The sequence below is a fragment of the Aeromonas dhakensis genome (genome assembly GCF_002285935.1).
GTDB classification, from domain to species: domain Bacteria; phylum Pseudomonadota; class Gammaproteobacteria; order Enterobacterales; family Aeromonadaceae; genus Aeromonas; species Aeromonas dhakensis.
In genome coordinates, this window is the sequence record NZ_CP023141.1 from 1159449 (window position 1) to 1182345 (window position 22897).

At 63.0% G+C, this 22897-nt stretch carries 21 protein-coding genes; 18 read left to right on the top strand and 3 right to left on the bottom strand.

Annotation, left to right across the window (positions count from 1 at the left end; all coding sequences use genetic code 11):
• The first annotated feature begins 61 nt into the window (after nt 1–61).
• The 18 genes from CK627_RS05775 to tldD all read left to right on the top strand — a co-directional run bounded on the left by CK627_RS05775 (nt 62) and on the right by tldD (nt 20075).
• Nucleotides 62–523 (top strand): hypothetical protein, encoded by a 462-nt coding sequence (locus CK627_RS05775; protein WP_095591858.1) that lies wholly within the window; start codon nt 62–64, stop codon nt 521–523.
• A 77-nt stretch (nt 524–600) separates the two neighbouring features.
• Nucleotides 601–1272 carry an MSHA fimbrial major subunit MshB gene (gene mshB / locus CK627_RS05780; protein WP_095591859.1) on the top strand — a complete coding sequence of 224 codons (672 nt, stop codon included), beginning with the start codon at nt 601–603 and terminating at the stop codon, nt 1270–1272.
• Nucleotides 1273–1286: 14 nt separating this feature from the next.
• Entirely contained in the window at nt 1287–1718 is a 432-nt protein-coding gene (locus tag CK627_RS05785; RefSeq protein WP_095591860.1) for a prepilin-type N-terminal cleavage/methylation domain-containing protein, read from the top strand.
• A gap of 57 nt (nt 1719–1775) precedes the next feature.
• The gene (locus CK627_RS05790; protein WP_095591861.1) at nt 1776–2273 is read left to right on the top strand and encodes a prepilin-type N-terminal cleavage/methylation domain-containing protein; all 498 of its coding nucleotides are present in this window, start codon (nt 1776–1778) and stop codon (nt 2271–2273) included.
• Nucleotides 2260–2883: a type IV pilus modification PilV family protein gene (locus tag CK627_RS05795; RefSeq protein ID WP_095591862.1), complete on the top strand. Its 624-nt coding sequence runs from the start codon at nt 2260–2262 to the stop codon at nt 2881–2883. Before CK627_RS05790 ends, CK627_RS05795 begins: the two co-directional genes overlap by 14 nt.
• Nucleotides 2883–3713, top strand: a complete 831-nt coding sequence (locus CK627_RS05800) for a PilW family protein (RefSeq protein ID WP_095591863.1) — start codon at nt 2883–2885, stop codon at nt 3711–3713. Before CK627_RS05795 ends, CK627_RS05800 begins: the two co-directional genes overlap by 1 nt.
• The gene (locus CK627_RS05805) at nt 3703–4173 is read left to right on the top strand and encodes an MSHA biogenesis protein MshP (protein ID WP_095591864.1); all 471 of its coding nucleotides are present in this window, start codon (nt 3703–3705) and stop codon (nt 4171–4173) included. Before CK627_RS05800 ends, CK627_RS05805 begins: the two co-directional genes overlap by 11 nt.
• Nucleotides 4173–7814 (top strand): DUF6701 domain-containing protein, encoded by a 3642-nt coding sequence (locus tag CK627_RS05810; RefSeq protein ID WP_095591865.1) that lies wholly within the window; start codon nt 4173–4175, stop codon nt 7812–7814. Before CK627_RS05805 ends, CK627_RS05810 begins: the two co-directional genes overlap by 1 nt.
• A 204-nt stretch (nt 7815–8018) precedes the next feature.
• A complete protein-coding gene (locus CK627_RS05815; protein ID WP_005308111.1) occupies nt 8019–9059 on the top strand; it encodes a rod shape-determining protein in 1041 nt (346 codons plus the stop codon).
• A 42-nt stretch (nt 9060–9101) separates the two neighbouring features.
• A complete protein-coding gene (gene mreC / locus CK627_RS05820; RefSeq protein ID WP_024942712.1) occupies nt 9102–9995 on the top strand; it encodes a rod shape-determining protein MreC in 894 nt (297 codons plus the stop codon).
• On the top strand, nt 9995–10480 hold the full coding sequence (gene mreD, locus CK627_RS05825) for a rod shape-determining protein MreD (RefSeq protein ID WP_005308115.1): 486 nt from the start codon (nt 9995–9997) through the stop codon (nt 10478–10480). The genes mreC and mreD overlap by 1 nt, the downstream gene beginning before the upstream one ends.
• 51 nt (nt 10481–10531) lie before the next feature.
• Nucleotides 10532–11119: a Maf family protein gene (locus tag CK627_RS05830; protein ID WP_010635366.1), complete on the top strand. Its 588-nt coding sequence runs from the start codon at nt 10532–10534 to the stop codon at nt 11117–11119.
• Nucleotides 11120–11311: 192 nt separating this feature from the next.
• Nucleotides 11312–12781, top strand: a complete 1470-nt coding sequence (gene rng, locus CK627_RS05835; RefSeq protein ID WP_005308119.1) for a ribonuclease G — start codon at nt 11312–11314, stop codon at nt 12779–12781.
• Entirely contained in the window at nt 12782–16684 is a 3903-nt protein-coding gene (locus tag CK627_RS05840; protein WP_167385280.1) for a YhdP family protein, read from the top strand. It abuts the gene before it with no gap.
• Between the two features lie 34 nt (nt 16685–16718).
• On the top strand, nt 16719–17051 hold the full coding sequence (locus CK627_RS05845; RefSeq protein ID WP_095591866.1) for a Dabb family protein: 333 nt from the start codon (nt 16719–16721) through the stop codon (nt 17049–17051).
• Nucleotides 17048–17635, top strand: a complete 588-nt coding sequence (locus CK627_RS05850) for a nucleotidyltransferase domain-containing protein (protein ID WP_095591867.1) — start codon at nt 17048–17050, stop codon at nt 17633–17635. The genes CK627_RS05845 and CK627_RS05850 overlap by 4 nt, the downstream gene beginning before the upstream one ends.
• Nucleotides 17636–17654: 19 nt before the next feature.
• Nucleotides 17655–18476 carry a carbon-nitrogen hydrolase family protein gene (locus CK627_RS05855; protein ID WP_095591868.1) on the top strand — a complete coding sequence of 274 codons (822 nt, stop codon included), beginning with the start codon at nt 17655–17657 and terminating at the stop codon, nt 18474–18476.
• A gap of 150 nt (nt 18477–18626) precedes the next feature.
• A complete protein-coding gene (tldD, locus tag CK627_RS05860) occupies nt 18627–20075 on the top strand; it encodes a metalloprotease TldD (RefSeq protein WP_167385281.1) in 1449 nt (482 codons plus the stop codon).
• Nucleotides 20076–20195: 120 nt separating this feature from the next.
• Here tldD and CK627_RS05865 read toward each other — a convergent pair whose 3' ends face one another.
• From CK627_RS05865 to CK627_RS05875, 3 genes are all read right to left on the bottom strand, one after another.
• Nucleotides 20196–20399, bottom strand: a complete 204-nt coding sequence (locus CK627_RS05865) for a hypothetical protein (protein ID WP_005308127.1) — start codon at nt 20397–20399, stop codon at nt 20196–20198.
• A 160-nt stretch (nt 20400–20559) separates the two neighbouring features.
• Nucleotides 20560–21276 (bottom strand): MarC family NAAT transporter, encoded by a 717-nt coding sequence (locus tag CK627_RS05870; protein WP_167385282.1) that lies wholly within the window; start codon nt 21274–21276, stop codon nt 20560–20562.
• Between the two features lie 135 nt (nt 21277–21411).
• Nucleotides 21412–22728, bottom strand: a complete 1317-nt coding sequence (locus CK627_RS05875; RefSeq protein WP_005308131.1) for an MFS transporter — start codon at nt 22726–22728, stop codon at nt 21412–21414.
• Nucleotides 22729–22897 lie beyond the last annotated feature (169 nt).

Here is a 22897-nt window from a genome sequence, read left to right on the forward strand (position 1 = left end):
CGGTATCTTTACCGTCAGTGGGGCGGGGAGTGGATAAGCGGCAGAGCGTGGAGCGAGATGGGTGAGTCGACAGTCACTACAGGATGAGCACTGGCTGGGGAGCTATCGGCGGCTGGCCGTGGGGATCCTGTTGCTGATCATGGTGGCGACCCTGGCCCGGAGCTATCTTGTCCACCGGGAGGAGGCGCTGGCCGTCAGCCTGACCCTGCTGGGGGAGCAATTTGCCGAGCGCGCACAAAGGTTGCATGGGCTCTGGCTCGATCAGCGGCGTCCCGCCGTGCTGCATGCCGATGGAATGGCCTGGCAGTTTGATGAGCGGGGCTGGCCACTGGGTGCCGGTACAGTGATGACGCCGTCGGAAAACTGCCGTTGGCTGTGGGAGCAACTCATCGGTACCGCTGCGTCGACCCAGCCGCCGGTGCAGGCGTTGGCGAGCCTGGATGGCGAAGGGTGCCAGTTCGGCTGGGAGAATAATTGGCTGATTTATCAATTTTCTGACGGCAGAGTGCGCCAAAAGCCCTGAATGAGCCTCATTTTGCGATTCAGTTAAATGATTTTTTTATATCTGCATGAAATAATGCGGGTTATTACGGAGGGTCCATGACAACAACGCGACTGGTACCAAGATATTCCGGTGTGGCGATTCCCCATCGGGCGGCGGGTTTCTCGTTGATCGAACTGGTGATCGTCATCGTCATCCTGGGGATCCTGGCGGTGACGGCCTTGCCCCGTTTTCTCGATGTGACCGACGAGGCCAAGAAGGCCAGCGTGGAGGGGGTCTCCGGCGGGTTTGCTACTGGTGTATCGCTGGTGCGGGCTCAATGGGAGGCCGAAGGGCGCGCCAAGCAGGACAGCCTCAATACCGTGCTCTATGACGGCTCCCGCTTCTACCTGACCACGCCGACCGATACCCAGGTCAGCAATGGCGAATTGTCGCCCGGTTACCCCATGGATACTTCGGCGGGCGGTGGCATCGACGTGGACCCGGTCAATCTGACGGCCCCGCGCTGTCTCAAGATTTGGGAGGGTCTGCTGCAGAACCCGCCCAAGGCTACCACCAGCTTCAGCGAGGTGCGTGGTAGTGGCAATGACCTGAAATACTATGTCAGTGTGACCAATAACGGCCTGGACTCGGTCTGCCGCTACTATCTGGTCAATAGTTTGAGTAAGGGTAGTGATGGCAAGTATCAGGATCCACAAGGCAGCACTGATGCATTCATGAGTTTCAGTTACCGTCCGGCTTCCGGTCAGGTGACCACCAACATTAATTGACAGAGGAAAACAAGATGAAAAAACAGGCGGGTTTTACCCTGATCGAACTGGTCATCGTGATCATCATTCTGGGTATCCTGGCAGTGACCGCTGCACCCAAGTTCCTGAATCTGCAGGATGATGCTCGCAAGGCTGCTGCTGATGGTGTGAAGGCATCCTTGCAAAGTGCGGCCAACCTGGTTTACAGCAAAGCTGCAATTCAGGGTATCGAAAAGTCTTCTGCTGCTGTATCTGTTGCGGGAACTACTGTTAAGGCTAAGTTTGGCTATCCGACAGCAGATACCATTGCAAGCGTAGTTACCTTAGATGGATGGGATGAAGTATCTGCATCCAAAGGGACCTTCAAGCCAGATGCTGCAGGCAATAACGCTAATTGCCAAGTCAAATACAATGAGGCATCAGAGAGTGCTCCCTTTAGTGTTGATGTCAGTGGTTGTGGTAACTGATTGTTTGAGAAGGCGAGGCTTCGGCCTCGCTTTCTCTTTTCCCTGAAGAGAATCCCCATGCCTGCAACCAAGGGCTTTACCCTGATTGAACTGGTACTGGTGATCCTGTTGCTAGGGATTCTAGCCGCCTTTGCCGTGCCCAAATGGCTGGGCAAAGGCGGCGTTGAAACCCAAACCCTGCGTGATGAGCTGCTGACCCGGCTGCGGTTGGTGCAGACCATCAACATGCATGAACCCGCCGACCGCTGTACCCAGCTGGTGGTGGAGGCTTCCCGTTTTGCCCATATCACGCAGGCGGTTGCCGGTGCGGCGTGTCCGGTTCCCGGCCCCATGGCCGGCTGGAGCGACAATCAGCGCACCCGTGGCCGCCTGGTCACCCCTTCCACCGGTATGAGCATCTCCCTCAATAACGCCAGCAGTTTCGTGATCCGTTTTGATCAGATGGGCAGGCCGCTCGGGAGTTGTGCCACGGGCTGTACCTTGCGGGTCAGCGATGGCCAGGAGACGGGCGGCATCAAGATAGAGTCGGAGGGCTTCATTCATGAGAGCCCCTGATCGCGGTTTTACCCTGATTGAACTCATCGTCGGCATAGTGCTGCTGGCGGTGGCCTTGACCGGCATCCTGGGTCTGCTCGTCAACCAGGCCCCCAGCGCGGTGGATCCGGTGCAGCAGGTGCGGGCGGCTCAGCTGGCCCAGCGGTTGGCCGGCGAGATCCAGCAAAAGTCGTTCGACGAGCAGTCGGATCACAACGGTGGCCGTTATCGCTGTGGCGAGACATTCAATGGCCAGTTTTACGGGGATTGCAGTTGTCCAGTTGGTGTGACTTGCACCCAGAAGCCTCCTGCTCCGGCGATTACTGGTTGGCAGACCAGCCAGTATGGCCCCGATGGTGAGCCCTCTCCCTATGCCTATAACGACGTGGACGATTTCGATACCGCCGGCAGCTGGCAGGATGCCAGTTTCTACACCCAGAGCGGCGGCATCATCGCCAGCGACGAGTATCGCAACTATCAGGTCAGGATTGCGGTGAGTCCGGTCAACTTCAGCGATGGCACCTTCAAAAGCTGTGCGTCCCCCTGTTCGGTGGGCAAGCGCATCGATCTGCAGATCAAACTGCCGGATGAGAGCGTGCTCGACTTCTCCTTCTATCGGGGCAACTACTGATGCGGACGGCGGGCGGTTTTACCCTGATCGAGCTGGTGATGGTGATCCTGCTGCTGGGGATCATGGCCACCTTCGCCAGCCAGTTCATCGGCATCGGCAGCCAGATCTACGGGGATGCCAGCAGCCGCGAGCAGCTGATGAGTGATGCCCGCTTCGCCATGGAGCGGCTCAACCGCGAAGTACGCAATGCGCTGCCGGGTTCCGAGCGCATCGAGACCCTGGACGGCAGCTGGAGCGACAGCGGCCCCTGCCTGCGCTTCTGGCCCATCAGCACCTCCAGCCGTTACATCGCCCTCAACCGGAATGTGTCCGGCAGCACAACCACCCTCGAATTGGTGATGGCCACCCCCGCCTCGGCCGTCGCTCCCTTGAGCCCGGATGCCAGTGCAGTCGCGGCGGGGGATCTGCTGGCCGTCTTCCCGCTGCCCGATGCCAACCAGCCTTCGCTCAGCAATGGTTGCGAGTACGGGCGCTGCGTCGCCAGGGTCACCGAAGTGCTGGCTCCGGTTTCGGGGGCACAGACCCTGCGCTACGCCGCGACCGAGAGTCTGGCCGGCCTCTCCCCTGGCAGCCGGGTCTACTTTGCCCGCGAACAGGTACGCTATTGTGTGCAGGCGGGGTCCATGTACCGCGCCAGCATGGCGCTGAATGGTGCAAGCGCGGCCATGCCGCTGGGGATCCTGATGGCCGACTCCCTGCGGGCCGGCTCTTTCTATCGGGAGGCCACGGCCTTCAACAGCGAAGGGGAGTTCGGCGTGCGGCTGGTGTTCGAGCGCAAGGGGGAAGCGGTCACCTTCAACCACAAGCTGGGGGTGTTCAATGTTCCCTGAGCGGCGCCAGAGCAAGAAGATGGGGGGCAGTGCCCTGCTGATCGCCCTGTTCGTGATCGTGGTGATGGCCATGCTGGCGGCGGTCATGGGGCGTTTTCTGCTCGACAGCAGCGAAAAGAACACGGTGGAGGTGCGCAGCGTGCGGGCCCTGCTGGCGGCCCAGAGCGGGCTGGAGGTGGCGCTGTATCGACTGTTCCCCAACCGGACGGCGGCCCAGCCCCAGCCACCGGCACAGTGCGAGTCCAGCAGAATGATCAGTTTCGCCGGCAACCCCGGGCTGGTCGACTGTCAGGCGGTGGTGCAGTGCCGCACCCTGGCGACCAGCTACAACAACGTGACGAGCACCGGCTATCGGCTCGAGAGTGTCGGCACCTGCGGTTTGCGCAATGACCTGACCAGTGCCAGTCCAGACTTCAGGGTGAGCCGCACCCTGATGGTCGAAGCGTATGACGGAGGCTGATGATGAAATGGTTGTGGGCGCTGGCCCTCTTCACTAGCCAGGTCTGGGCCTTCGATCCCATCGATACCGGCACCTTCTTTCCGGCCGTGGTGCAGGGTCATCATGATGACAACAACGATGTTTGCCACCAGATCAGCGGCTATCAGCTGAGCCAGCTCAACAACGCCAAGATCAACGGTACCGGCGGGTTGCCGCTCAACTTCTGCTCCATCCAGCCGGATCAGAACAATACTCCCCGTTGCGATAACGGAGCGGGTGGCTACAAGGTCTGCACCGTCACCGGCAGCGATATCCGCGGCCTTGCGCTGACAGGCAACAACAAGTTCCCGACCATAGCTGCCAGCAATGACCTGACTTGCTCATCAGGCGCTCAAACTGCCTCCAACGCTGCCTATCGCACCATGAAAGTGGACGGCTGCACCATGACCTTCCCCAGTCGCAGCTCGTATCAGATCAAGACCCTGACTCTGCTTAACAAGGCGACTCTGATACTGGGGGACGGTGACTATTTCATCGACAAGTTGAATATCGACAACGTGACCATTCGCCTCTCCGGTAGCGGCACAACCCGGATCTTTGTCAATCAGGACGTCACCCTGCTCAATACGGTCAGCGTAAACAGCAATGGTCAGGGGAGCCTTGTCTGGGTTAGCTACGGCAACATGGTGCTCGATAACGCCACCACATTTTATGGCTATCTCTACACCGACGGCCGTTTGACCATGAACAACAATGCCACCGTCTATGGCAGGGTGACGGCCCGCTACCTGACCATGGATACCCAGTCCAGCATCAACGACTACTCGGTGCCGCCGCCGTTGACCTGCTTTACCGACGATTTCGACAGCGGCCAGATAAACCCGGACAGCTGGGTGGTGGCCCAGCGCAACAACAGTACCCTGCCATCGGTACAGAATGGCCGCCTGCGACTCACCCAGAACGTCACCGATCAAGCCACCTCGGCTACCTTCCAGCGCCTCTTTCCGGGGGCCGGCAACCTGGTGACGATCGAATTCGATCAATACGCCTACAAGACCTTCGGCACGAGCGGGGCCGACGGCATGGCGGTGGTGCTTTCCGATTCGACCCTGACGCCGCAGCCGGGGGCCTTCGGCGGCCCGCTGGGCTATGGCTACAAGACCGGGATCAGCGGCTTTGCCGGCGGCTGGCTCGGGGTCGGGCTCGATGAGTACGGCAACTATGCCAACGAGGGGGGAAGTGCCAACCTGGGGTCGCGGCCGCAGGCGGTCTCCATCCGCGGTTCGGGGTCGGGCACCTCAGGCTACAACTATCTCGCCGGTACCGGCAGCTACCTGAGCCCGACCGTCGACAGCGGCACCAACGGCAACCGGCCCCATCGCTATCGCATCACGGTCGACTCCCGGGTGGCTGGCAGCTCGCTGGCCACGGTGGAGCGAGACACCGGGGCTGGTTACAGCTCCCTGATCGGCCCCCTCAACATGGCGAGCCAGGCCGGTCAGGCGGCGGTGCCGGCCAATTTCCTGCTGTCGCTGACCGGCTCCACCGGCTCGGTCACCAACTACCACGAGATAGACAACGTGCGGATCTGCGCTCTGCGATCCAGCCCGGTGGGTACCCAGATCGATCACTTCGAGTTCGATCACAGCGGCAATGCGCTGACCTGCAACCCGGAAACCCTCACCATCCGGGCCTGTGCCAACCCGGATTGCAGCGTGCTGATCACCGATCCGGTCAGCGCGACCCTGCTCCCCACCACGACGACCAGCGGCGGCTGGGTCGGGGGCAACGTAGTCAACTTCAGCGGCGGCAGCACGACGTTGCAGCTCAGAAACACGACGGCAGGCGCGGTTACCGTGGGGGTCAGCGGTTCGACGCCCTCGACCAAGCCGCTCAGCACCACCCTCTGCCGCTCGGGTGGCGGGGCGTTGAGCAGCGCCGCCTGCACCCTCACCTTTGCCGACAGCGGCTTCATCTTCGATGTGCCCGACACCTACTCGAACCAGCCGCAGACGGTGGCCATCAAGGCGGTCAAGAAGAGCGACGTGACCAAGCAGTGCGTACCGGGGTTTGCCAACCAGAGCAAGAGCATCAAGTTCTGGAGCAGCTATGTCTCGCCCGCCAGCAACATCTACAACAGCAGAATGAGCGTCAACAACAGCGTGATCGGCACCAGCCAGGGCAATGCCACTGCGCTCTCCCTCAGCTTCGATGCCCAGGGGCAGTCGAGCATGACGGTCACCTATCCGGATGCCGGCAAGGTTCAGCTGGATGCCCGCTACGACGGCACCGGCAGTGAAGCTGGCCTGGTGATGCTGGGCTCGGATGCGTTTGTGGCGCGGCCGGTGGGGCTCTGCATCACGACCGCAGCGGCAGCATGTACGGGCAACTATGCCAGCTGCCCGATCTTCAAGAAGGCGGGGGAATCATTTCAGGTCGACATCAAGGCAGTGGCCTGGGAGTCAGCCAACGACGGCGACATCTGCACCGGCAATCTCGCGACCCCCAATTTCTCGCTCAGCGGCATCGCCCTGAGCAATACCCTGGTGGCGCCGACGCCGGGCAAAACCGCCAGCCTGGGTAAAACCAGTTATGACCATGGCGCCGCGGCCAACGGGACGACCAGCATGGAACAGAGCGTCAGCGAGGTGGGGGTGTTCAGGTTGACGGCGACCCCGCCGACCAATGGCTACTTCAATACCACAGTCCCGCCGAGCCAGAGCCAGCCGGTGGGCCGCTTCATCCCGGCCGACTTCGAGCTGGTGAGCGGCGACATAGTACCGGCCTGCGATCCCTTCACATATATGGGGCAGCCCTTCGGGGTTGCGCTGGATGTGCGCGCCCGCAACCTGGCCGGTGCCCAGACGGCGAATTACACGGGGGATTTCGCCAAGGGCAGTGCGTTTATCACCGCGGCCAACGACAAGGATGGCAAGACCCTGTCGAGCCGCCTGCGCAGCCTGCAGCCGCTGCCATGGCTCGATGGACGAGCCGCCTTTACCGGCAGCAGCGAGTTCGTTCGCGTGTCTGACGTCCAGCCGGATGGCCCCTACAAGTCGCTGCTGTTTGGCCTATACATGCGGGATAACGATGGCGACAGAAGCCTGATCGCCATGCCCAATTTCAACGATGGGGTGGTGGGTGACTGCAGTGGTGGCAGTTGCAACGCCCGCCTGATCGACACAGTGCCGATGCAGGTCTATTTCGGCCGGCTGCTGGCGAAGACCGAGACCGGGGTGGCATCGGCCGCCTTGGCCGTGGCGCAGCAGATGCAGTATTACGAGGCCGGTGGCTGGCAGCAAAACAGGCTGGATCAATGCACCTTGCTGTCGCTGGCCAATCAGGGCTTCAGCTTCTCGGGCGCAGGCCAGAGCCTCGATACTGCCAGCAGCGAGCTCAACATAGGGGGCAATCGCAAGATAAAGCTGGGGCTGGGCAGCTCGCCACCGGGCGGCATGGCGGCGGTGGCCAAAGATGGCGAAATCCTGCTGCAGTTTGGCAAACCCGAGATAGCGGTGCGCATTCCCTATCGGGTGGAGCTAGTGAAACAGCCGACACAGCCACTCTGGCTGTCGGATCCCCAGACTCTGCAGGGGGAGGCCATTTTCGGCTCAAGTCGCGGTAATGACAGAATTATTTATCGGCGCGAAGTGATGCATTGAGCGGGGCTGCGGGGGCGCTGGCCGGCCGCCGGCCCCCTATCCCCTTGTTTATTAGCGTTTGCCGGCTTGTGCGGGTGAGTGATGACTCGCATTTTTGTCGCGCCCGATGGGCTGGCGACAGTTTGAGCGCTTGCCGATTGGGGTGGGCATTGGTAAAGTTAGCCGGTTTTCTGCACCTCCAAATTCTTAGGATTTCCCGTAGCCATGTTCAAAAAGCTCAGAGGCGTCTTTTCCAACGATCTGTCGATCGACTTGGGAACTGCCAACACCCTGATCTATGTAAAAGATCAAGGGATCGTCCTTAACGAACCCTCAGTTGTCGCCATTCGCCAAGAGCGCGGGAACGCCAAATCGGTCGCTGCTGTCGGTCATGCCGCCAAGCAGATGCTGGGTCGTACCCCGGGTAACATCTCCGCTATTCGCCCGATGAAAGACGGCGTGATCGCCGACTTCTACGTGACCGAGAAGATGCTGCAGCACTTCATCAAGCAGGTTCACGACAACAACTATTTCCGCCCCAGCCCGCGTGTGCTGGTGTGCGTACCGTGCGGCTCCACCCAGGTGGAACGTCGCGCCATCAAGGAATCCGCTCTGGGCGCCGGCGCCCGCGAGGTTTACCTGATCGATGAACCCATGGCTGCCGCCATCGGTGCCGGCCTGCCGGTCTCCGAAGCGACCGGCTCCATGGTGGTCGATATCGGTGGTGGTACCACCGAAGTGGCCATCATCTCCCTGAACGGTGTGGTTTACTCCCAGTCCGTCCGCATCGGCGGCGACAAGTTCGACGAAGCCATCATCAGCTACGTGCGCCGCAACTACGGCAGCCTGATCGGGGAAGCCACCGCCGAGCGCATCAAGCACGAGATCGGCTCCGCCTATCCGGGCGAAGAGGTGCGCGAGATCGAAGTCCGTGGTCGCAACCTGGCCGAAGGTGTGCCGCGCAGCTTCACCCTGAATTCCAACGAGATCCTGGAAGCGCTGCAAGAGCCGCTGTCCGGCATCGTCTCCGCCGTGATGGTGGCGCTGGAGCAGTCACCGCCCGAGCTGGCCTCCGACATCTCCGAGCGCGGCATGGTGCTGACCGGTGGTGGTGCCCTGCTCAAAGATATCGACCGTCTGCTGATGGAAGAGACCGGCATCCCTGTGGTGGTGGCCGAAGATCCGCTGACTTGCGTGGCCCGTGGCGGCGGCAAGGCGCTGGAGCTGATCGATATGCACGGTGGCGATCTGTTCCACTACGAATAAGACCCAAAGCCGGCCAGCGTGCCGGCTCTTTTTTGACGACCCATGAAACCCATTTTTGGTAGAGGCCCTTCGCTTCAGTTACGGTTGTTTCTCGCCGTCATCATCTCCATTGCTGCCATCGTCGCGGACTCCCGCTTCGGTGTGTTCAGCCACGTCCGCGTCTACCTCAGCTCACTCGTCAGCCCGCTGCAATACATGGCCAATGCGCCAGGCACCCTGCTTGACACCATGTCGACCCAGGTGCAGACCCGGGCCGGCCTCATCGAGCAGACCAAGCAGCAGGAACAACAGCTGTTCACCCTGCGCTCGCGCCTGCTCAAGATGGATCATCTGGAGCACGAGAACCAGCGCCTACGCGAGCTGCTCGGTTCGCCGGTGCACAAGGAGTCCCGCAAGATGGTGGCCGAGCTGCTGTCGGTGGATTCCGACCCCTTCAGCCATCAGGTGCTGATCAACAAGGGGGCGCTGGACGGTGTCTACAACGGCCAGCCGGTGATCAACGATCAGGGGGTGATAGGTCAGGTGCTGCACGTGGGCTCCACCACCAGCCGCGTCCTGCTCATCACCGACTCCAGCCACGGCATCCCGGTGCGGGTGCTGCGCAACGACTTGCGTGCCATTGCCTCCGGCAGCGGCGAGCTCGACAAGCTGGAGCTGCGCAACCTGCCGCGCAATACCGACGTGCAGGTCGGCGATCTGCTGGTCACCTCGGGCCTCGGCGGCCGCTTCCCGGAAGGGTATCCGGTGGCGACCGTGACCCGCTCCGACTACGTGGAGGGCAAGCCCTTCGCCCAGGTCGAGGCCAAACCGCTGGTAGCGCTGGACCGCCTGCGCTATCTGCTGCTGCTGTGGACCGACAAGAAACCGGAAGTGCATGACGATGAAGAGGCCCCGGCTACCACGCCGGCGCCTTCTGCTGCGGGAGCGACGCGCTGATGTTACAACCCGCCAGCGGCAGGATCTGGATCTGGATCTCGATCCTGCTGGCCTTGAGCCTGTCGATCCTGCCGCTTCCTTTCCAACTCGAACCCTTCCGGCCTGACTGGCTCGCCATGGTGCTCATCTACTGGGCACTGGCGTTGCCGCACCGGACCAACGTCGGTACCGCCTGGGTGGCGGGCCTGCTGTTGGACGTGCTGCTCGGCAGCACCCTCGGCGTGCGGGCCATGGCGATGGCCATCACCACCTACCTGGCGGCGTTCCAGTTCCAGAAGATCCGCAACTTCTCCCTCTGGCAACAGGCGCTGATCATCGGCTGCCTCTCGCTGGTGGGCAAGGTGACCATCTTCTGGGCCGAGCACCTGTTCAGCCGGGCCAGCCTCAATTTCGCCTACTTCTGGTCGACCCTGAGCACCATGCTAATATGGCCCTGGGTCTTCCTGGTCTTGCGCAAGGTGCGCCGGCGCTTCAATATCAAGTGAATGTGAGTAAAAACAACTAATTGTAACCGTACCTCATCTCATCAAGCGATTATGAACAAGCACAACGAACTGCAACTCTATCTCGCCTCGGGCTCACCCCGCCGCCACGAACTGCTGACCCAGCTGGGTTACCGTTTCGAAGTCCTCAAGCTGGATGTGCCGGAGCAACGGGAAGAGGGTGAAAAGCCCCAGGATTACGTGTGCCGGCTGGCACGCGACAAGGCGATGGCCGGCGTGGCCGCCGCGCCCACGGCGCTGCCGGTGCTGGGGGCCGACACCATAGTGGTGCTGGGTGACCGGGTGCTGGAGAAGCCCTCCGATCTGCTCGATGCCAAGGACATGCTGGAGGCGCTCTCCGGCAAGGTGCATCAGGTGATGACGGCGGTGGCGCTGGCCACCCCGGAGCGCTGCGATGTGCGGCTGGTCACCACCAATGTGGCCTTTCGCAAGCTGGACGAGGCCGAGATCGAGGCATACTGGCGTACCGGCGAGCCGTGCGACAAGGCCGGCGCCTATGCTATCCAGGGCATCGCCGGCAAGTTCGTCAGCCGCATCGAGGGGAGCTACAGCGCCGTGGTCGGCCTGCCCTTGCTGGAAACGGATCTGCTGATCAAGCATCATCTGGAACAGGTTCGCTAATCCCGTCGCCGCCGTGGTCAGCGCCGCCGCCTCGCTGGCCGGCATGGCATTCGAACAGGGCGGCCAGAATTTGAAGCCATCACAGGCAAGGCATAGGTCGGTGACAACCGCCGGCTGTTTCTTACTGCGTTACTCACCGGTTGCGCGCCGGTTTGGCTGCCAGAATTTAAAACTAGAAAGGCAAGGTAACTTATGTCGGTAGAACTGCTGGTAAACGTCACCCCCTCCGAAACCCGGGTCGCCCTGGTCGAGAACGGTCTGCTGCAGGAAGTGCACGTGGAGCGTCAGGCCAAGCGTGGCATCGTGGGCAACATCTACAAGGGCAAGATCAGCCGGGTGCTGCCCGGCATGCAGGCGGCCTTCGTCGACATCGGCATGGACAAGGCGGCTTTCCTGCACGCCTCCGACATCGTCCCCCACACCGAGTGCGTGGCGGTGAAGGAGAAGGAGCAGTTCCAGGCCGGCAACATCGCCGAGCTGGTGCGCCAGGGGCAGGACATCATGGTGCAGGTGGTGAAAGATCCGCTAGGCACCAAGGGGGCCCGCCTCACCACCGACATCACCTTGCCGTCCCGCTATCTGGTGTTCATGCCGGGCAGCGCCCATGTGGGTGTCTCCCAGCGCATCGAATCAGAGGCGGAGCGCGAGCGCCTCAAGCGCACCGTGGCCGGCTATGTGGACGAGCTGGGTGGCTACATCATCCGTACCGCCGCCGAAGGGGTGGGTGAGCAGGAGCTGGAGCAGGATGCCGCCTTCCTCAAACGCCTGTGGCGCAAGATCCTGGAGCGCAAGCAGAAGTATCCCCCCTGCAAGATCCTCTACGAGGATCCCAGCCTGGCCTTTCGGGTGGTGCGCGACTTCGTCGGCGCCGAGCTCGACAAGATCCGGGTGGACTCGCGCCAGAGCTTCGATCAGCTCAAGCGCTTCACCGAGGAGTACGTGCCTGAGCTGGCCGGCAAGCTGGAGTACTACTCCGGCGAATCCCCCATCTTCGATCTCTACGACGTGGAGAACGAGATCCAGCGCGCGCTGGAGCGCAAGGTTGAGCTCAAATCCGGCGGCTACCTCATCATCGACCAGACCGAAGCCATGACCACGGTGGACATCAACACCGGGGCCTTCGTCGGCCATCGCAATCTGGAAGAGACCATCTTCAATACCAACGTCGAGGCGACGGCGGCCATCGCTCGCCACCTGCGCCTGCGCAACCTCGGCGGCATCATCATCATCGACTTCATCGACATGCAGTCCGAGGATCACCGCCGCCGGGTGCTGCACAGCCTGGAGCAGGCGCTGTCGAAGGACAGAGCCAAGACCAACGTCAACGGCTTCTCCCAGCTCGGCCTGGTGGAGATGACCCGCAAGCGTACCCGCGAGAGCCTGGAGCACGTGCTCTGCTCCGAGTGCCCCGAGTGCAAGGGGCGCGGCCGGGTCAAGACGGTGGAGTCGGTCTGCTTCGAGATCCTGCGGGAGATCATCCGGGTCAACCGGGCTTACGACGCGGATCAGTTCACCGTCTATGCCGCCCCGGCGGTGGCCGACTATCTGCGGGGCGAGGAGTCCCACAGTCTGGCGGAGCTGGAAGTGTTCATCGGCAAGCAGGTCAGGGTGGTGAGCGAGCCGCTCTGCGGGCAGGAGCAGTTCGACGTGGTGATGATGTAATTGGTCTATCGCTGGCTGAGTCGGGGCTGGTTGGCCCTCGGGGTCTTCTTCGTGCTGCTGGCCATCCTGGTCAGTCTGGTACGCGTTGGCGGCCCCCTGCTCAATCAGCACAGACAGGCGCTGCTCGATACCCTGCTGGCCGACAGCAAGCTGGAGGCCAGCGTCGATCGCATCGGGCTGGACTGGACCCAGCGCGGCCCGGCCCTCGAGCTGCAGCAGCTGGTGATCGCGCCGAACTCGGGTCGCTTCGCCCTGCGCCTTGGCAAGGTGTGGGCCCACCTCGACTTCTGGCGCTCCCTCAACGAACTCAAGCCGGTATTTGGTCAGCTGATCCTGAGCGATGGCGACATAGCGCTGGATTTGAGTCAGCCCGCGGAGCCGGAAACCGGTGACGGCAGCGACCAGCAGCAGGCCCTGCTGCGCTTTCTGCTGACCCAGCTCTCCACCTTCGATATTCACGACACCCGCCTCAGCCTCACCACGGCGCTGGGGGAGGTGCGAGCCCTCGACATCGCCCAGCTGCGCTGGCAGAACCGCGGCAAGCGCCACCAAGGGGTCGGCAAGGCCTACCTCATCAACGGGGTGGGCGAGAGCACCCTCGACCTCATCGTCGACGTGGATGCCCCTCAGGTGCGGCTCGACCGGCTCAAGGGCCAGCTCTATCTGGGGGCCCGCCAGCTCGACATCAGCCCCATGCTGGCGCGCACCCATGCAGGGGAGCCCAAGGTGAGCGGCCAGCTCGACTTCCAGCTCTGGAGCGAGTTCAAGGCCGGTCAGCTGGGGGATTCGCTGTTGGCGTTCGGCGACAACTACCTCATCTGGCAGGATGAAAAAAAACAGGGTGACCTGCACCGGCTCGGGCTGCAGGGGGGCAAGATCCAGCTGCGCCGGGACGGCAAGGAGTGGCAGTTTGCCAGCCACGACGTCACCTTCAAGCTCGACGGCAAGCCCTGGCTGCACAGCCGGCTGCAGCTCGAACGGGTCGGCGATCGCATCCAGGGTTATGTGCCGGCCATCGATCTGGACCAGATCGCCAATCTGAGCCAGCTGGTATCGGGGATCTATCCCGAATTGACCGAGACCCTCAAACGCACCCGCCCGACCGGCAAGATAGAGGATCTGATCCTGCAGGCGGATGCCGGCTGGCAGGGGCTCTCCGTCAGCGGCCAGCTCTCCCACATCAGGGTCAACGCCTGGCGCGACGTGCCCGGCGTGCGCGACCTCAACGGCGAGTTCTGGCTCACTCCGACCGGCGGCAGCGCCAGGCTGCAACTGGCAAACGATGCCATAGACCCGGCCCGCCACTTCAAGGAGCCGATCCCCGTCGATCGCTTCTCGGCGCGGCTCGACTGGTGGCAGGTGCCGCAGGGCTGGGTGCTCTATGGCCAGGATCTGGTGCTGGACAACCCGGATTTGAGCCTCGCCAGCCGCTTTCGGCTCGAGCTGTTCGAACACCCCTTCCTCGCCCTGACCGGCCGCATCGACGTCAAGAATGCGGCCAACGCCGATCGCTACTATCCGCTGCAGGTGATGGACAAGAGCCTGGTGGACTACCTGAGCGGGGCCATCAAGGGGGGCAAGGCCAAGGGGGCTGACCTGCTCTGGTACGGCGAGTTCCGCGACTTCCCCTACAGCAAGGGCGAGGGCATCTTCCAGGTGGCGGTGCCGCTCAAGCAGGCCTCCTACGAATTCTTCCCCGGTTGGCAACCGCTTACCGACCTGCAGATCGATCTGCTGTTCCAGAACGCCAGCCTCGACATGAACAGCCGCGCCACCCGGCTCGGCAAAGCCAGCTCCGACTCGGTGCACGCCTGGATTCCGGATCTCTACCCGGGGGCCCACCTCTACGTGGATGCCAAGGTTGAGGGCGAGGGCAAGGCCATCAGTGACTACCTGCAGGACTCGCCGCTCGGTGGCTCGGTCGGTCAGGCGCTGCAGGAGGTGGAGATCCGCGGCCCCATGAAGGGCTCGGTCAAGCTGGATATTCCGCTGGATGGCGAGAGCGAGGTCAAGGCCAGCGGCGACGCCCTGTTCAGCAACAACAAGGTGCGGATCACCAGCCTGGATCTGCCGCTGGAGCAGGTTCAGGGGCGGCTCGAGTATGACAACGAGCAGACCCGTTTCAGCAACCTCAAGGCGAGCCTGTGGAACCAGCCGCTCACCCTCGACTATCAGGGCCGCCAGCAGCCCAATCGCTATCAGGTCGATCTCAAGTTCAAGGGGCAGTGGGACAGCCGCCGCCAGCGCCAGGACATCCCGGCGCTGGCCATCCTCAAGGGGCGCAGCAACTGGGCCGGCAGCCTGGGGTTGACCCTGCCGAGCGATCAGCCGTTCAGCTTCCAGCTGGCGCTCGACTCCAACCTGCAGGGGATGGGGCTGGATCTGCCAGCACCGCTCGTCAAGGCGGCCGACAGCCGGCTGCCGCTCAAGGTGACCGCCCGCGGCCGCGACGGCAGTGCCGACATCCGTGCCGTGCTGGGGGCCGACGTCGACATGCAGAGCCGGCTGGTGTACGGCGACGGCGTGCCCTACCTCAGCCGGGTGCGGGTGGACGTGGGTCAGCCCGGTGCCCGGGTGCTGCGCGACCGGCCCATGCTGCTCGCCATCAACCAGCAGCAGGCCGACGTGGCCGGCTGGCTGGCCCGCCTCAAGCAGTGGCTGCCGGCCAGCACGGCGCCGAGCGGCAATGCGGTGGTGGGCCCCTCTTTCTTGCCGCAGGAGTGGTGGGTGGACGGCCAGCTGGCCCGTGCCGACATCGGCAGTGCCAACCTCAAGGCGGTGCACTTCACCGTGGGGCCGGTCAATCAGGCCACCGAGGTGATGATCGACAGCCCGGACGTGATGGGGGTGGTGCGCCTGCCGGTCTCCGATCGCCAGCCCATCGATGCCAAGTTCGCCCGTATCTACTGGTCCGGCAAGAGTTCGGATCTGAGCCCGGATCCCGATGCCAGACAGGACAGAGCCATCATGGATGCCATCCCCTGGCTCACCTTCAGCTGCGTGGATTGCCGCTTCGGTGAGTTGCCGCTGGGGGAGGTGAAGGGGGAGCTGATCCCGGGGGCCGACAAGATGAGTCTCAAGGGGCTGGAGATGCGGCTGGCGGGCAGCCAGCTGAGCGGCAGCGCCGAGTGGCTGGCCGGGGAGGGCGGCATGCAGACCCGTGCCCGCGCCCACATCAGCAGCAACAACAGCGAGCTGCTGCTCAAGCGGCTCGGCTACACCTCGCCCATCGGCGATGCGCCCGGCAAGATGGCGCTGGACTTGAGCTGGCGCGACGTGCCCTACCGGCCGAACCTGCCGACCCTGGCCGGCAAGGTCGACTACCAGCTGGAAGGGGGCACCCTGCGGGAGGTCAACGACAAGGGGGCGCGACTGCTCTCCCTGCTCAGCCTCGACTCATTGCTGCGCAAGCTGCGCCTCGATTTTCGTGACGTGTTCGACAAGGGCTTCTACTTCGAGTCCATGTCGGCCTCCGCCAGGATCAAGCAGGGGGTGGTGGAGAACGACGACTTCTACATGAAGGGGGCGGCCGGCAACCTGCGCGGCGAGGGCGTCGCCGACCTGGTGCGCTGGCGGCTCGACTACGAGCTGAGCTTCTCGCCGAACCTGGGCGGCACCCTGCCGGTGGTGGCGGCCTTCTCGCTGACCCCGATCACCGGGCTCTACGTGCTGGCGCTCTCCAAACTGCTGGAGCCGGTGGTGGACGTGGTCACCCGCATCGATTTCCGGATCTCCGGCCCGCTCGACGACCCCAAGCTGATCGAGGCGGGGCGCAACCGGGCCCGCATCAAGCTCAATCAGCAGCAGAAGGAGGCGGTCGATGCGGTGGCCCCCAACCTGCCGGCGCAGGAGGTGACCCCCTTCCTGCTCAGCCCCAAGCACGCCGGCCCCGCCCAGCGCTGAGCGGACGGTTCGGCAACATCACAAGGAGTGAGCCATGATCCGACATATCCTGCTGATCGCCTTCAAGCCGGGCACCCAGATCGAACAGATAGACGCGGTGCGCGCCGCCTTTCTCGCCATCCCCCATCAGGTCAGCGGCGTGCTGGCGGTGGAGTGGGGGCGGGATGACAGCCCGGAGGGGCGGGCCGAGGGCTTCACCCACAGCGTGCTGATGACCTTTGCCGACGAGGCGGCCCGCCAGCGCTATCTGCCCCACCCGGATCACGATGCCCTCAAGGCCATCTTCCGCCCGGTGCTGGAGCGCATCATAGTGCTGGATTACACCCTGCAGGCTGGCGATGCGGTCATGCTAGGGTCGCAGTCATGATGGACGAGGCTCGTTGGGCCAAGATTCCACCGCTTCAGTTCGCACTGCTGCAGGCAGTGGTGGAACATGGCAAAGCCCATCCCGCCATTGCTGCCGGGGTGGTGGTTGGCTCGCTTGCCAAGGGCACGGCTGACCGGGTATCCGATGTCGATGTATTGCTGCTGGCCGAACCGGGCTTTCATCAGCATGGGGAAGAACTGGTACGTTCCATCGTGGGCGAACGTACGGTGTTCCACTGCTGGCAAGGAAGACATGAAGATGTCTGTTCCTACTGGCGTTATATCTTCCTGGATATGTCCAGCATCGAGATCCATATCCTTGATCGCGATGCCGGTTTTCCGCTTGCCAAGCCTTACTTGCCTCTTTTTGATAAAGCCCATTCGCTATCGGCACTGGAGGTCGCGGGGCCTGCTCCCAGCCATTGGGATTTCCCTGCCTACATGGGAGACGGTGATGGTCTGGTGTGGGAGCTGTTCGACTGCCTCAAATGGGCGGAACGGGGCGAACGGGGATTAGTCAGGCATCATCTGCGTAAACTGTTGGCAGAGATGGATAAAGACCCGAATATTGTGGATCGCGAGTAACGTGGACAAGGAGAGAACCATGTGGTTAGCCGCAATACAGCTGGTATCAGGCCGTCACTGGCAGGATAACCGGGAGCAGATCGCCGCCGAGCTGGCCCTGTTGCCCAAGGAGCGGCCGCTGCTGGTGCTGCTGCCGGAGAATTTCGCCCTGTTTGGCGAGCGGCAGGGCTATCTGGACGGGGCCGAGACCATAGGTCCTACTCTGGGCGGAGCAGCGCCGATCCAGCAGCAACTGGCCGAATGGGCCCGTGACTACGGTATCTGGCTGGTGGCCGGGGCCATGCCCACCAGCATCGCCGGTTCCGACCATATCCACACCAGTACCCTGGTGTTTGACCCCAGCGGCGAGCGCAAGGGCCATTACCACAAGATCCACCTGTTCGACGTGGACGTGGCGGACAATCACGGCCGCTATCGGGAGTCGGAGACCTTCAGCCCCGGCGAGGAGCCTGTGCTGGTGGACTCCCCGTTTGGTCCCCTCGGCCTCTCTATCTGTTATGATCTGCGCTTTCCCGAGCTGTACCGCCGGCTGGCCCGCGCCGGCGCCCGCGTGCTGCTGGTGCCTGCCGCCTTCACCGCCGTGACCGGCGAGGCGCACTGGGAACCCCTGCTGCGGGCCCGCGCCATCGAGAACCAGTGCTACGTGGTGGCCGCCAATCAGGGCGGCACCCACGAGACGGGGCGCCAGACCTGGGGCCACAGCATGGTGATCGACCCCTGGGGCAGGGTGCTGGCCAGCCTGGCCAGCGGGCGCGGCACCGTGCTGGCGCCGCTGGATACTGGTCTTGTCGACGAACTGCAACGCACCATGCCGGTGCTGGGTCATGCCCGTCTGCTATGAACATGTGCAGGTTCGATTCGCCCTGTGGTGGGGGAGTCGGACGCTTGCAAACCCGATGGTGGGTTGGACGTCCACTGACGTTTCGCCAAGCGAACCCACGGTCGGGGATTTAACCGTTACGACATCTCGCATCGAGAGTGGAGAGAAAGATTGAGTCTATTGAGCCAGGTTAGTGCCTCCCTGTTGGCCCCGAACGATCTCGACGAAGGGCGCCTGCAGCAGCTGCTCGGCAGCCTGATGAGCCATCAGGTGGAGTTCGGCGACCTCTATTTCCAGCGCAGCTGGCACGAGTCCTGGATGCTGGAGGACGGCATCGTCAAGGATGGCAGCTACAACATCGATCAGGGGGTGGGGGTACGCGCCGTCAGCGGCGAGAAGACCGGTTTCGCCTACTCGGACGAGCTGAGCCTGCTGGCGCTGCAACAGTCGGTGACTGCCGCCCGTGGCATCGCGGCTGCCGGTGCGCAGGGCAAGGTAAAGGCGTGGGCCAGAACCTCGGCAAACCTGCTCTACCCGGCGCTGGATCCGCTGCAGACCCTCGACAAGCAGCAGAAGATCGCCCTGCTGGAGCAGATGGACAAGTTCGCCAGAAGCCTGGATCCCGCCATCAATCAGGTGATGGCCTCCATCAGTGGCGTCTATGAAGAGGTGCTGGTGGCCGCCACCGACGGCACCCTGGCCGCCGATGTGCGTCCGCTGGTGCGCCTCTCGGTGACCGTCATCGCCGAAAAGGGCGATCGTCGCGAACGCGGCAGTGCCGGTGGCGGTGGCCGCTTCGGCTACGACTATTTCCTCGAACTGGACGGGCTGGAGAGCCGGGCGTTTGGCTATGTGCGCGAAGCGGTGCGCCAGGCGCTGGTCAACCTCGACGCCATCGATGCACCGGCCGGCACCATGCCGGTGGTGCTTGGTGCAGGCTGGCCCGGCGTGCTGCTGCACGAGGCGGTGGGTCACGGTCTGGAGGGGGACTTCAACCGCAAGGGCTCCTCTGCCTTTGCCGGTCGCATCGGTGAGCAGGTGGCCTCCAAGCACTGCACCATCGTCGATGACGGCACCCTGCCGGGTCGGCGCGGCTCCGTCTCCATCGACGATGAGGGGACGCCGGGCGGCTACAACGTGCTGATCGAGAACGGCATCCTCAAGGGTTACCTGCAGGACAAGCAGAATGCCCGTCTGATGGGCGTGCCGCTCACTGGCAACGGCCGGCGCGAATCCTACGCGGCCCTGCCGATGCCGCGCATGACCAACACCTACATGCTGGCGGGTCAGTACGACCCGGCCGAGATCATCGCCTCGGTGAAGAAGGGGATCTATGCCCCCAGCTTCGGCGGCGGTCAGGTGGACATCACCTCTGGCAAGTTTGTCTTCTCCGCCTCCGAGGCCTACCTCATCGAGGATGGCAAGATCACCGCGCCCATCAAGGGGGCGACCCTGATCGGCAACGGCCCCGAGGCGATGAGCCAGGTCTCCATGGTTGGCAAGGATCTCGCGCTGGATCGCGGGGTCGGGGTCTGCGGCAAGGAGGGGCAAAGCGTGCCGGTCGGTGTCGGCCAGCCCACCCTCAAGCTGGATCAGCTCACCGTGGGCGGCACCCAGTAAGGGCAGTGAGCGGCACTCCCGTGATCGCCAAACCCCGGCCAGGTGCCGGGGTTTTGCTATCCGGGATCATGGGAAACAAAAAGCCCCGGCAAGGGCCGGGGCTGCAGATACGGGGCTCGGTCAGTTGACTGAAATGGCGCGGGCGTCGATGAAGAAGCGCGCATTGCCTTGTTGGTCGACCCTGATCTGGGCAACCAGACGATCGCTCTGTTTGTACTCCCACCGGCTCTTGATCCGGGTCAGAGCGGGGCTGGCGGCACCGACCACGTTCAGATATTCATGAAACAGGCTGTAGCTTCCAATCTCGGTCAGCATCTTTTCCATTTGCACATCTCCTGAAGTGAGTGGGTGTCCATCCACAAACCTACCAAGCACACTCTGAATCGAATCTGTATAAAAAACAAACTAACTCATTTGTGTGTCAGCAACATGATCAGGCGCAAGATCAGCGCCGATTTTTGCGCATTTATGACACCGTTTTCAGTCAGGGCTGGCGCGGATCCTGCAGTTGATCAAGGGTGCCGGATACGTGTGGCAACGCGGGTGCCATTTGTACCGTCGGCGCACTGTGGAACACCGGATCCTGGGCCACCTCCTTGATGCCGTTGATGCAGAACTGCATACCCATGCAGACCAGCAAGAAGCCCATGATCCGGGTCATGGCGTCGATGCCGGTGGCGCCCAGGATCTTGCAGACCGGATCCGCCAGCTTGAGCACGCCCCAGCTGAGCAGGCTCATCAGGGCGAAGGCGGTGACCATGGCGGCATAGATGGTGAAGCGGTTGTATTCGTCCGGCAGCTCGGCGATTTGGGCGGCGCCGCTGATCACCAACGCCATGGTGCCGGGCCCGCACATGCTGGGCATGGTGAGCGGCACGAAGGCGATGCTCTGGTTGATGTCGACCCCGTCCGCCTGGCTGGGGGCCGGGAACAGCATGCGAAAGCCGATGAAGGCGATGATGAGACCGCCGGCCAGGCGCAGGCCAGGAATGGAGATCCCGAACAGATCCAGGATGGAGGAGCCGATGAAGAAGCTGACGCAGAGGGTGGCAAACAGATAGATGGCGGCCAGGTTGATCTGGCGGCGCACGTGTTCGCGCGACATCCCCTTGCTCAGCCCCAGCAGCAGGGTGGCCGTGGTGGGCGGGTTGACCATGGGCAGCAGCGCCAGCAAGGCGAGAAATACGACCTGAAAGAACATCATGAACCTCGGATGACTAGGGTGGAGGAGTGTCCCGGGCCGTCGAGGGGCCCGAGAGGGAGGCTATCTTATGTCGGTCGGGCTGAACACCAGCCATATGAAAAAATCCCCGCACTGGGCGGGGCTCGGGAGGATTCAGGCGGCCTGTGGCGCGCTCTGGCGCTGACTGCGCTGCTGCAGCCAGAGCCACAGGCCGATGGCAAAGCCCAGCACCGACAGGCTGACCACATAGTGGGAGGGGGCCAGCATGTCGCTCTTCATCCACAGGGTCACCAGCATGGGGGTGAGGCCGCCGAAGATGGCGTAGGCCACGTTGTAGGAGAACGACAACCCGGAGAAGCGCACCACCGCCGGGAAGGCGTTGACCATGACGTAGGGCACGGCGCCGACGATCCCCACCGCGAAACCGGCCAGGACATAGAGCGGCACCAGCTGGCTGGTGTCACTCGCCAGCCCGTGATAGAAGGCGTAGCTGGCGCCGGCCAGCAGCAATGAGCCCAGCATGAAGGTGGGGCCGCTGCCGAGGGCATCGATGAGCCGGCCATAGACGATGCAACCCAGCGTCAGGGCCAGAATGGCCAGCGAGTTGGCGGTCAGTGCATCGGCCGGGCTGATGCCGTGCACCTTCTGCAGGTAGGTGGGGGTCATCAGGATCACCACCACTATGCCGGCGGAGAGCAGCCAGGTGAGCAGCATGGAAATCACGACGCTGCTCTTGTGGCTGCGCAGCACCGTCTTGAGCGGCAGCTCTTCCGCCAGCGCCTTGTTGGCCTGCATCTCGGCAAAGACCGGGGTCTCGTGCAGCCAGCGGCGCAGGTACATGGCGACGATGCCGAACACCCCGCCAAGCACGAAGGCCAGACGCCAGCCCCAGTCGCTCACCTCGCTCGGGCTCATGCCGCGGTTGATGGCGGTGGCCACTAGGGAGCCGAGCAGGATGCCGGCCGTCAATCCCGCGGTGAGGGTGCCGCAGGCGACCCCGATCCGGCGGGCGGGTACGTGCTCCGCGACGAACACCCAGGCGCCGGGCACTTCACCCCCGATGGCGGCCCCTTGCAGGATCCGCAGCAGCAGCAACAGCAGGGGGGCGGCGATGCCAAGCACGGCGTAGGTGGGCAGCAGGCCGATCAGCAGGGTGGGCAGCGCCATCATGATGATGCTCAGGGTGAACATCCGCTTGCGGCCGATGAGATCGCCAAAGTGAGCCATGATGATGCCGCCCAGCGGACGGGCCAGATAGCCGGCGGCGAAGATGCCGAAGGTCTGGAACTGGCGCAACCACTCGGGAATGTCGGCGGGGAAGAAGAGCTCGCCGATCACCACGGCGAAGAAGACGAAGATGATGAAGTCGTAAAATTCGAGGGCACCGCCCAGCGCCGCCAGGCTCAGGGTCTTGTAGTCCTGTCGGTTGAGGGGACGGCTGTGGTCGTAAGCTTGCGTGACTGTCGTCATATCCTTATGTTTCCCATCGTCTTTTTAGTTATTGTTCCCCATCCTTGCAGGGGACACGCTCACTACCGAGGGTATGCTTTTGCATCCCGACCTGTAAATCGCACAATTCGCAACACTGTCTTGCAGCTTTTTGGTGCAGCAAGGCGAGGGTGGGCACCGCGCCCGGGGC

Excerpts from the sequence above, each read along its gene's own strand:
- CK627_RS05870 (WP_167385282.1), bottom strand. The coding sequence starts at position 21,276 with ATGTTCTTTCAGGTCGTATTTCTCGCCTTGCTGGCGCTGCTGCCCATG.
- rng (WP_005308119.1), top strand. The coding sequence starts at position 11,312 with ATGTCGGTAGAACTGCTGGTAAACGTCACCCCCTCCGAAACCCGGGTC.
- CK627_RS05785 (WP_095591860.1), top strand. The coding sequence starts at position 1,287 with ATGAAAAAACAGGCGGGTTTTACCCTGATCGAACTGGTCATCGTGATC.
- CK627_RS05790 (WP_095591861.1), top strand. The coding sequence starts at position 1,776 with ATGCCTGCAACCAAGGGCTTTACCCTGATTGAACTGGTACTGGTGATC.
- CK627_RS05805 (WP_095591864.1), top strand. The coding sequence starts at position 3,703 with ATGTTCCCTGAGCGGCGCCAGAGCAAGAAGATGGGGGGCAGTGCCCTG.
- CK627_RS05865 (WP_005308127.1), bottom strand. The coding sequence starts at position 20,399 with ATGGAAAAGATGCTGACCGAGATTGGAAGCTACAGCCTGTTTCATGAA.
- mreC (WP_024942712.1), top strand. The coding sequence starts at position 9,102 with ATGAAACCCATTTTTGGTAGAGGCCCTTCGCTTCAGTTACGGTTGTTT.
- CK627_RS05810 (WP_095591865.1), top strand. The coding sequence starts at position 4,173 with ATGATGAAATGGTTGTGGGCGCTGGCCCTCTTCACTAGCCAGGTCTGG.
- CK627_RS05795 (WP_095591862.1), top strand. The coding sequence starts at position 2,260 with ATGAGAGCCCCTGATCGCGGTTTTACCCTGATTGAACTCATCGTCGGC.
- CK627_RS05815 (WP_005308111.1), top strand. The coding sequence starts at position 8,019 with ATGTTCAAAAAGCTCAGAGGCGTCTTTTCCAACGATCTGTCGATCGAC.
- CK627_RS05830 (WP_010635366.1), top strand. The coding sequence starts at position 10,532 with ATGAACAAGCACAACGAACTGCAACTCTATCTCGCCTCGGGCTCACCC.
- CK627_RS05875 (WP_005308131.1), bottom strand. The coding sequence starts at position 22,728 with ATGACGACAGTCACGCAAGCTTACGACCACAGCCGTCCCCTCAACCGA.
- CK627_RS05850 (WP_095591867.1), top strand. The coding sequence starts at position 17,048 with ATGATGGACGAGGCTCGTTGGGCCAAGATTCCACCGCTTCAGTTCGCA.
- CK627_RS05845 (WP_095591866.1), top strand. The coding sequence starts at position 16,719 with ATGATCCGACATATCCTGCTGATCGCCTTCAAGCCGGGCACCCAGATC.
- mshB (WP_095591859.1), top strand. The coding sequence starts at position 601 with ATGACAACAACGCGACTGGTACCAAGATATTCCGGTGTGGCGATTCCC.
- CK627_RS05855 (WP_095591868.1), top strand. The coding sequence starts at position 17,655 with ATGTGGTTAGCCGCAATACAGCTGGTATCAGGCCGTCACTGGCAGGAT.
- CK627_RS05800 (WP_095591863.1), top strand. The coding sequence starts at position 2,883 with ATGCGGACGGCGGGCGGTTTTACCCTGATCGAGCTGGTGATGGTGATC.
- mreD (WP_005308115.1), top strand. The coding sequence starts at position 9,995 with ATGTTACAACCCGCCAGCGGCAGGATCTGGATCTGGATCTCGATCCTG.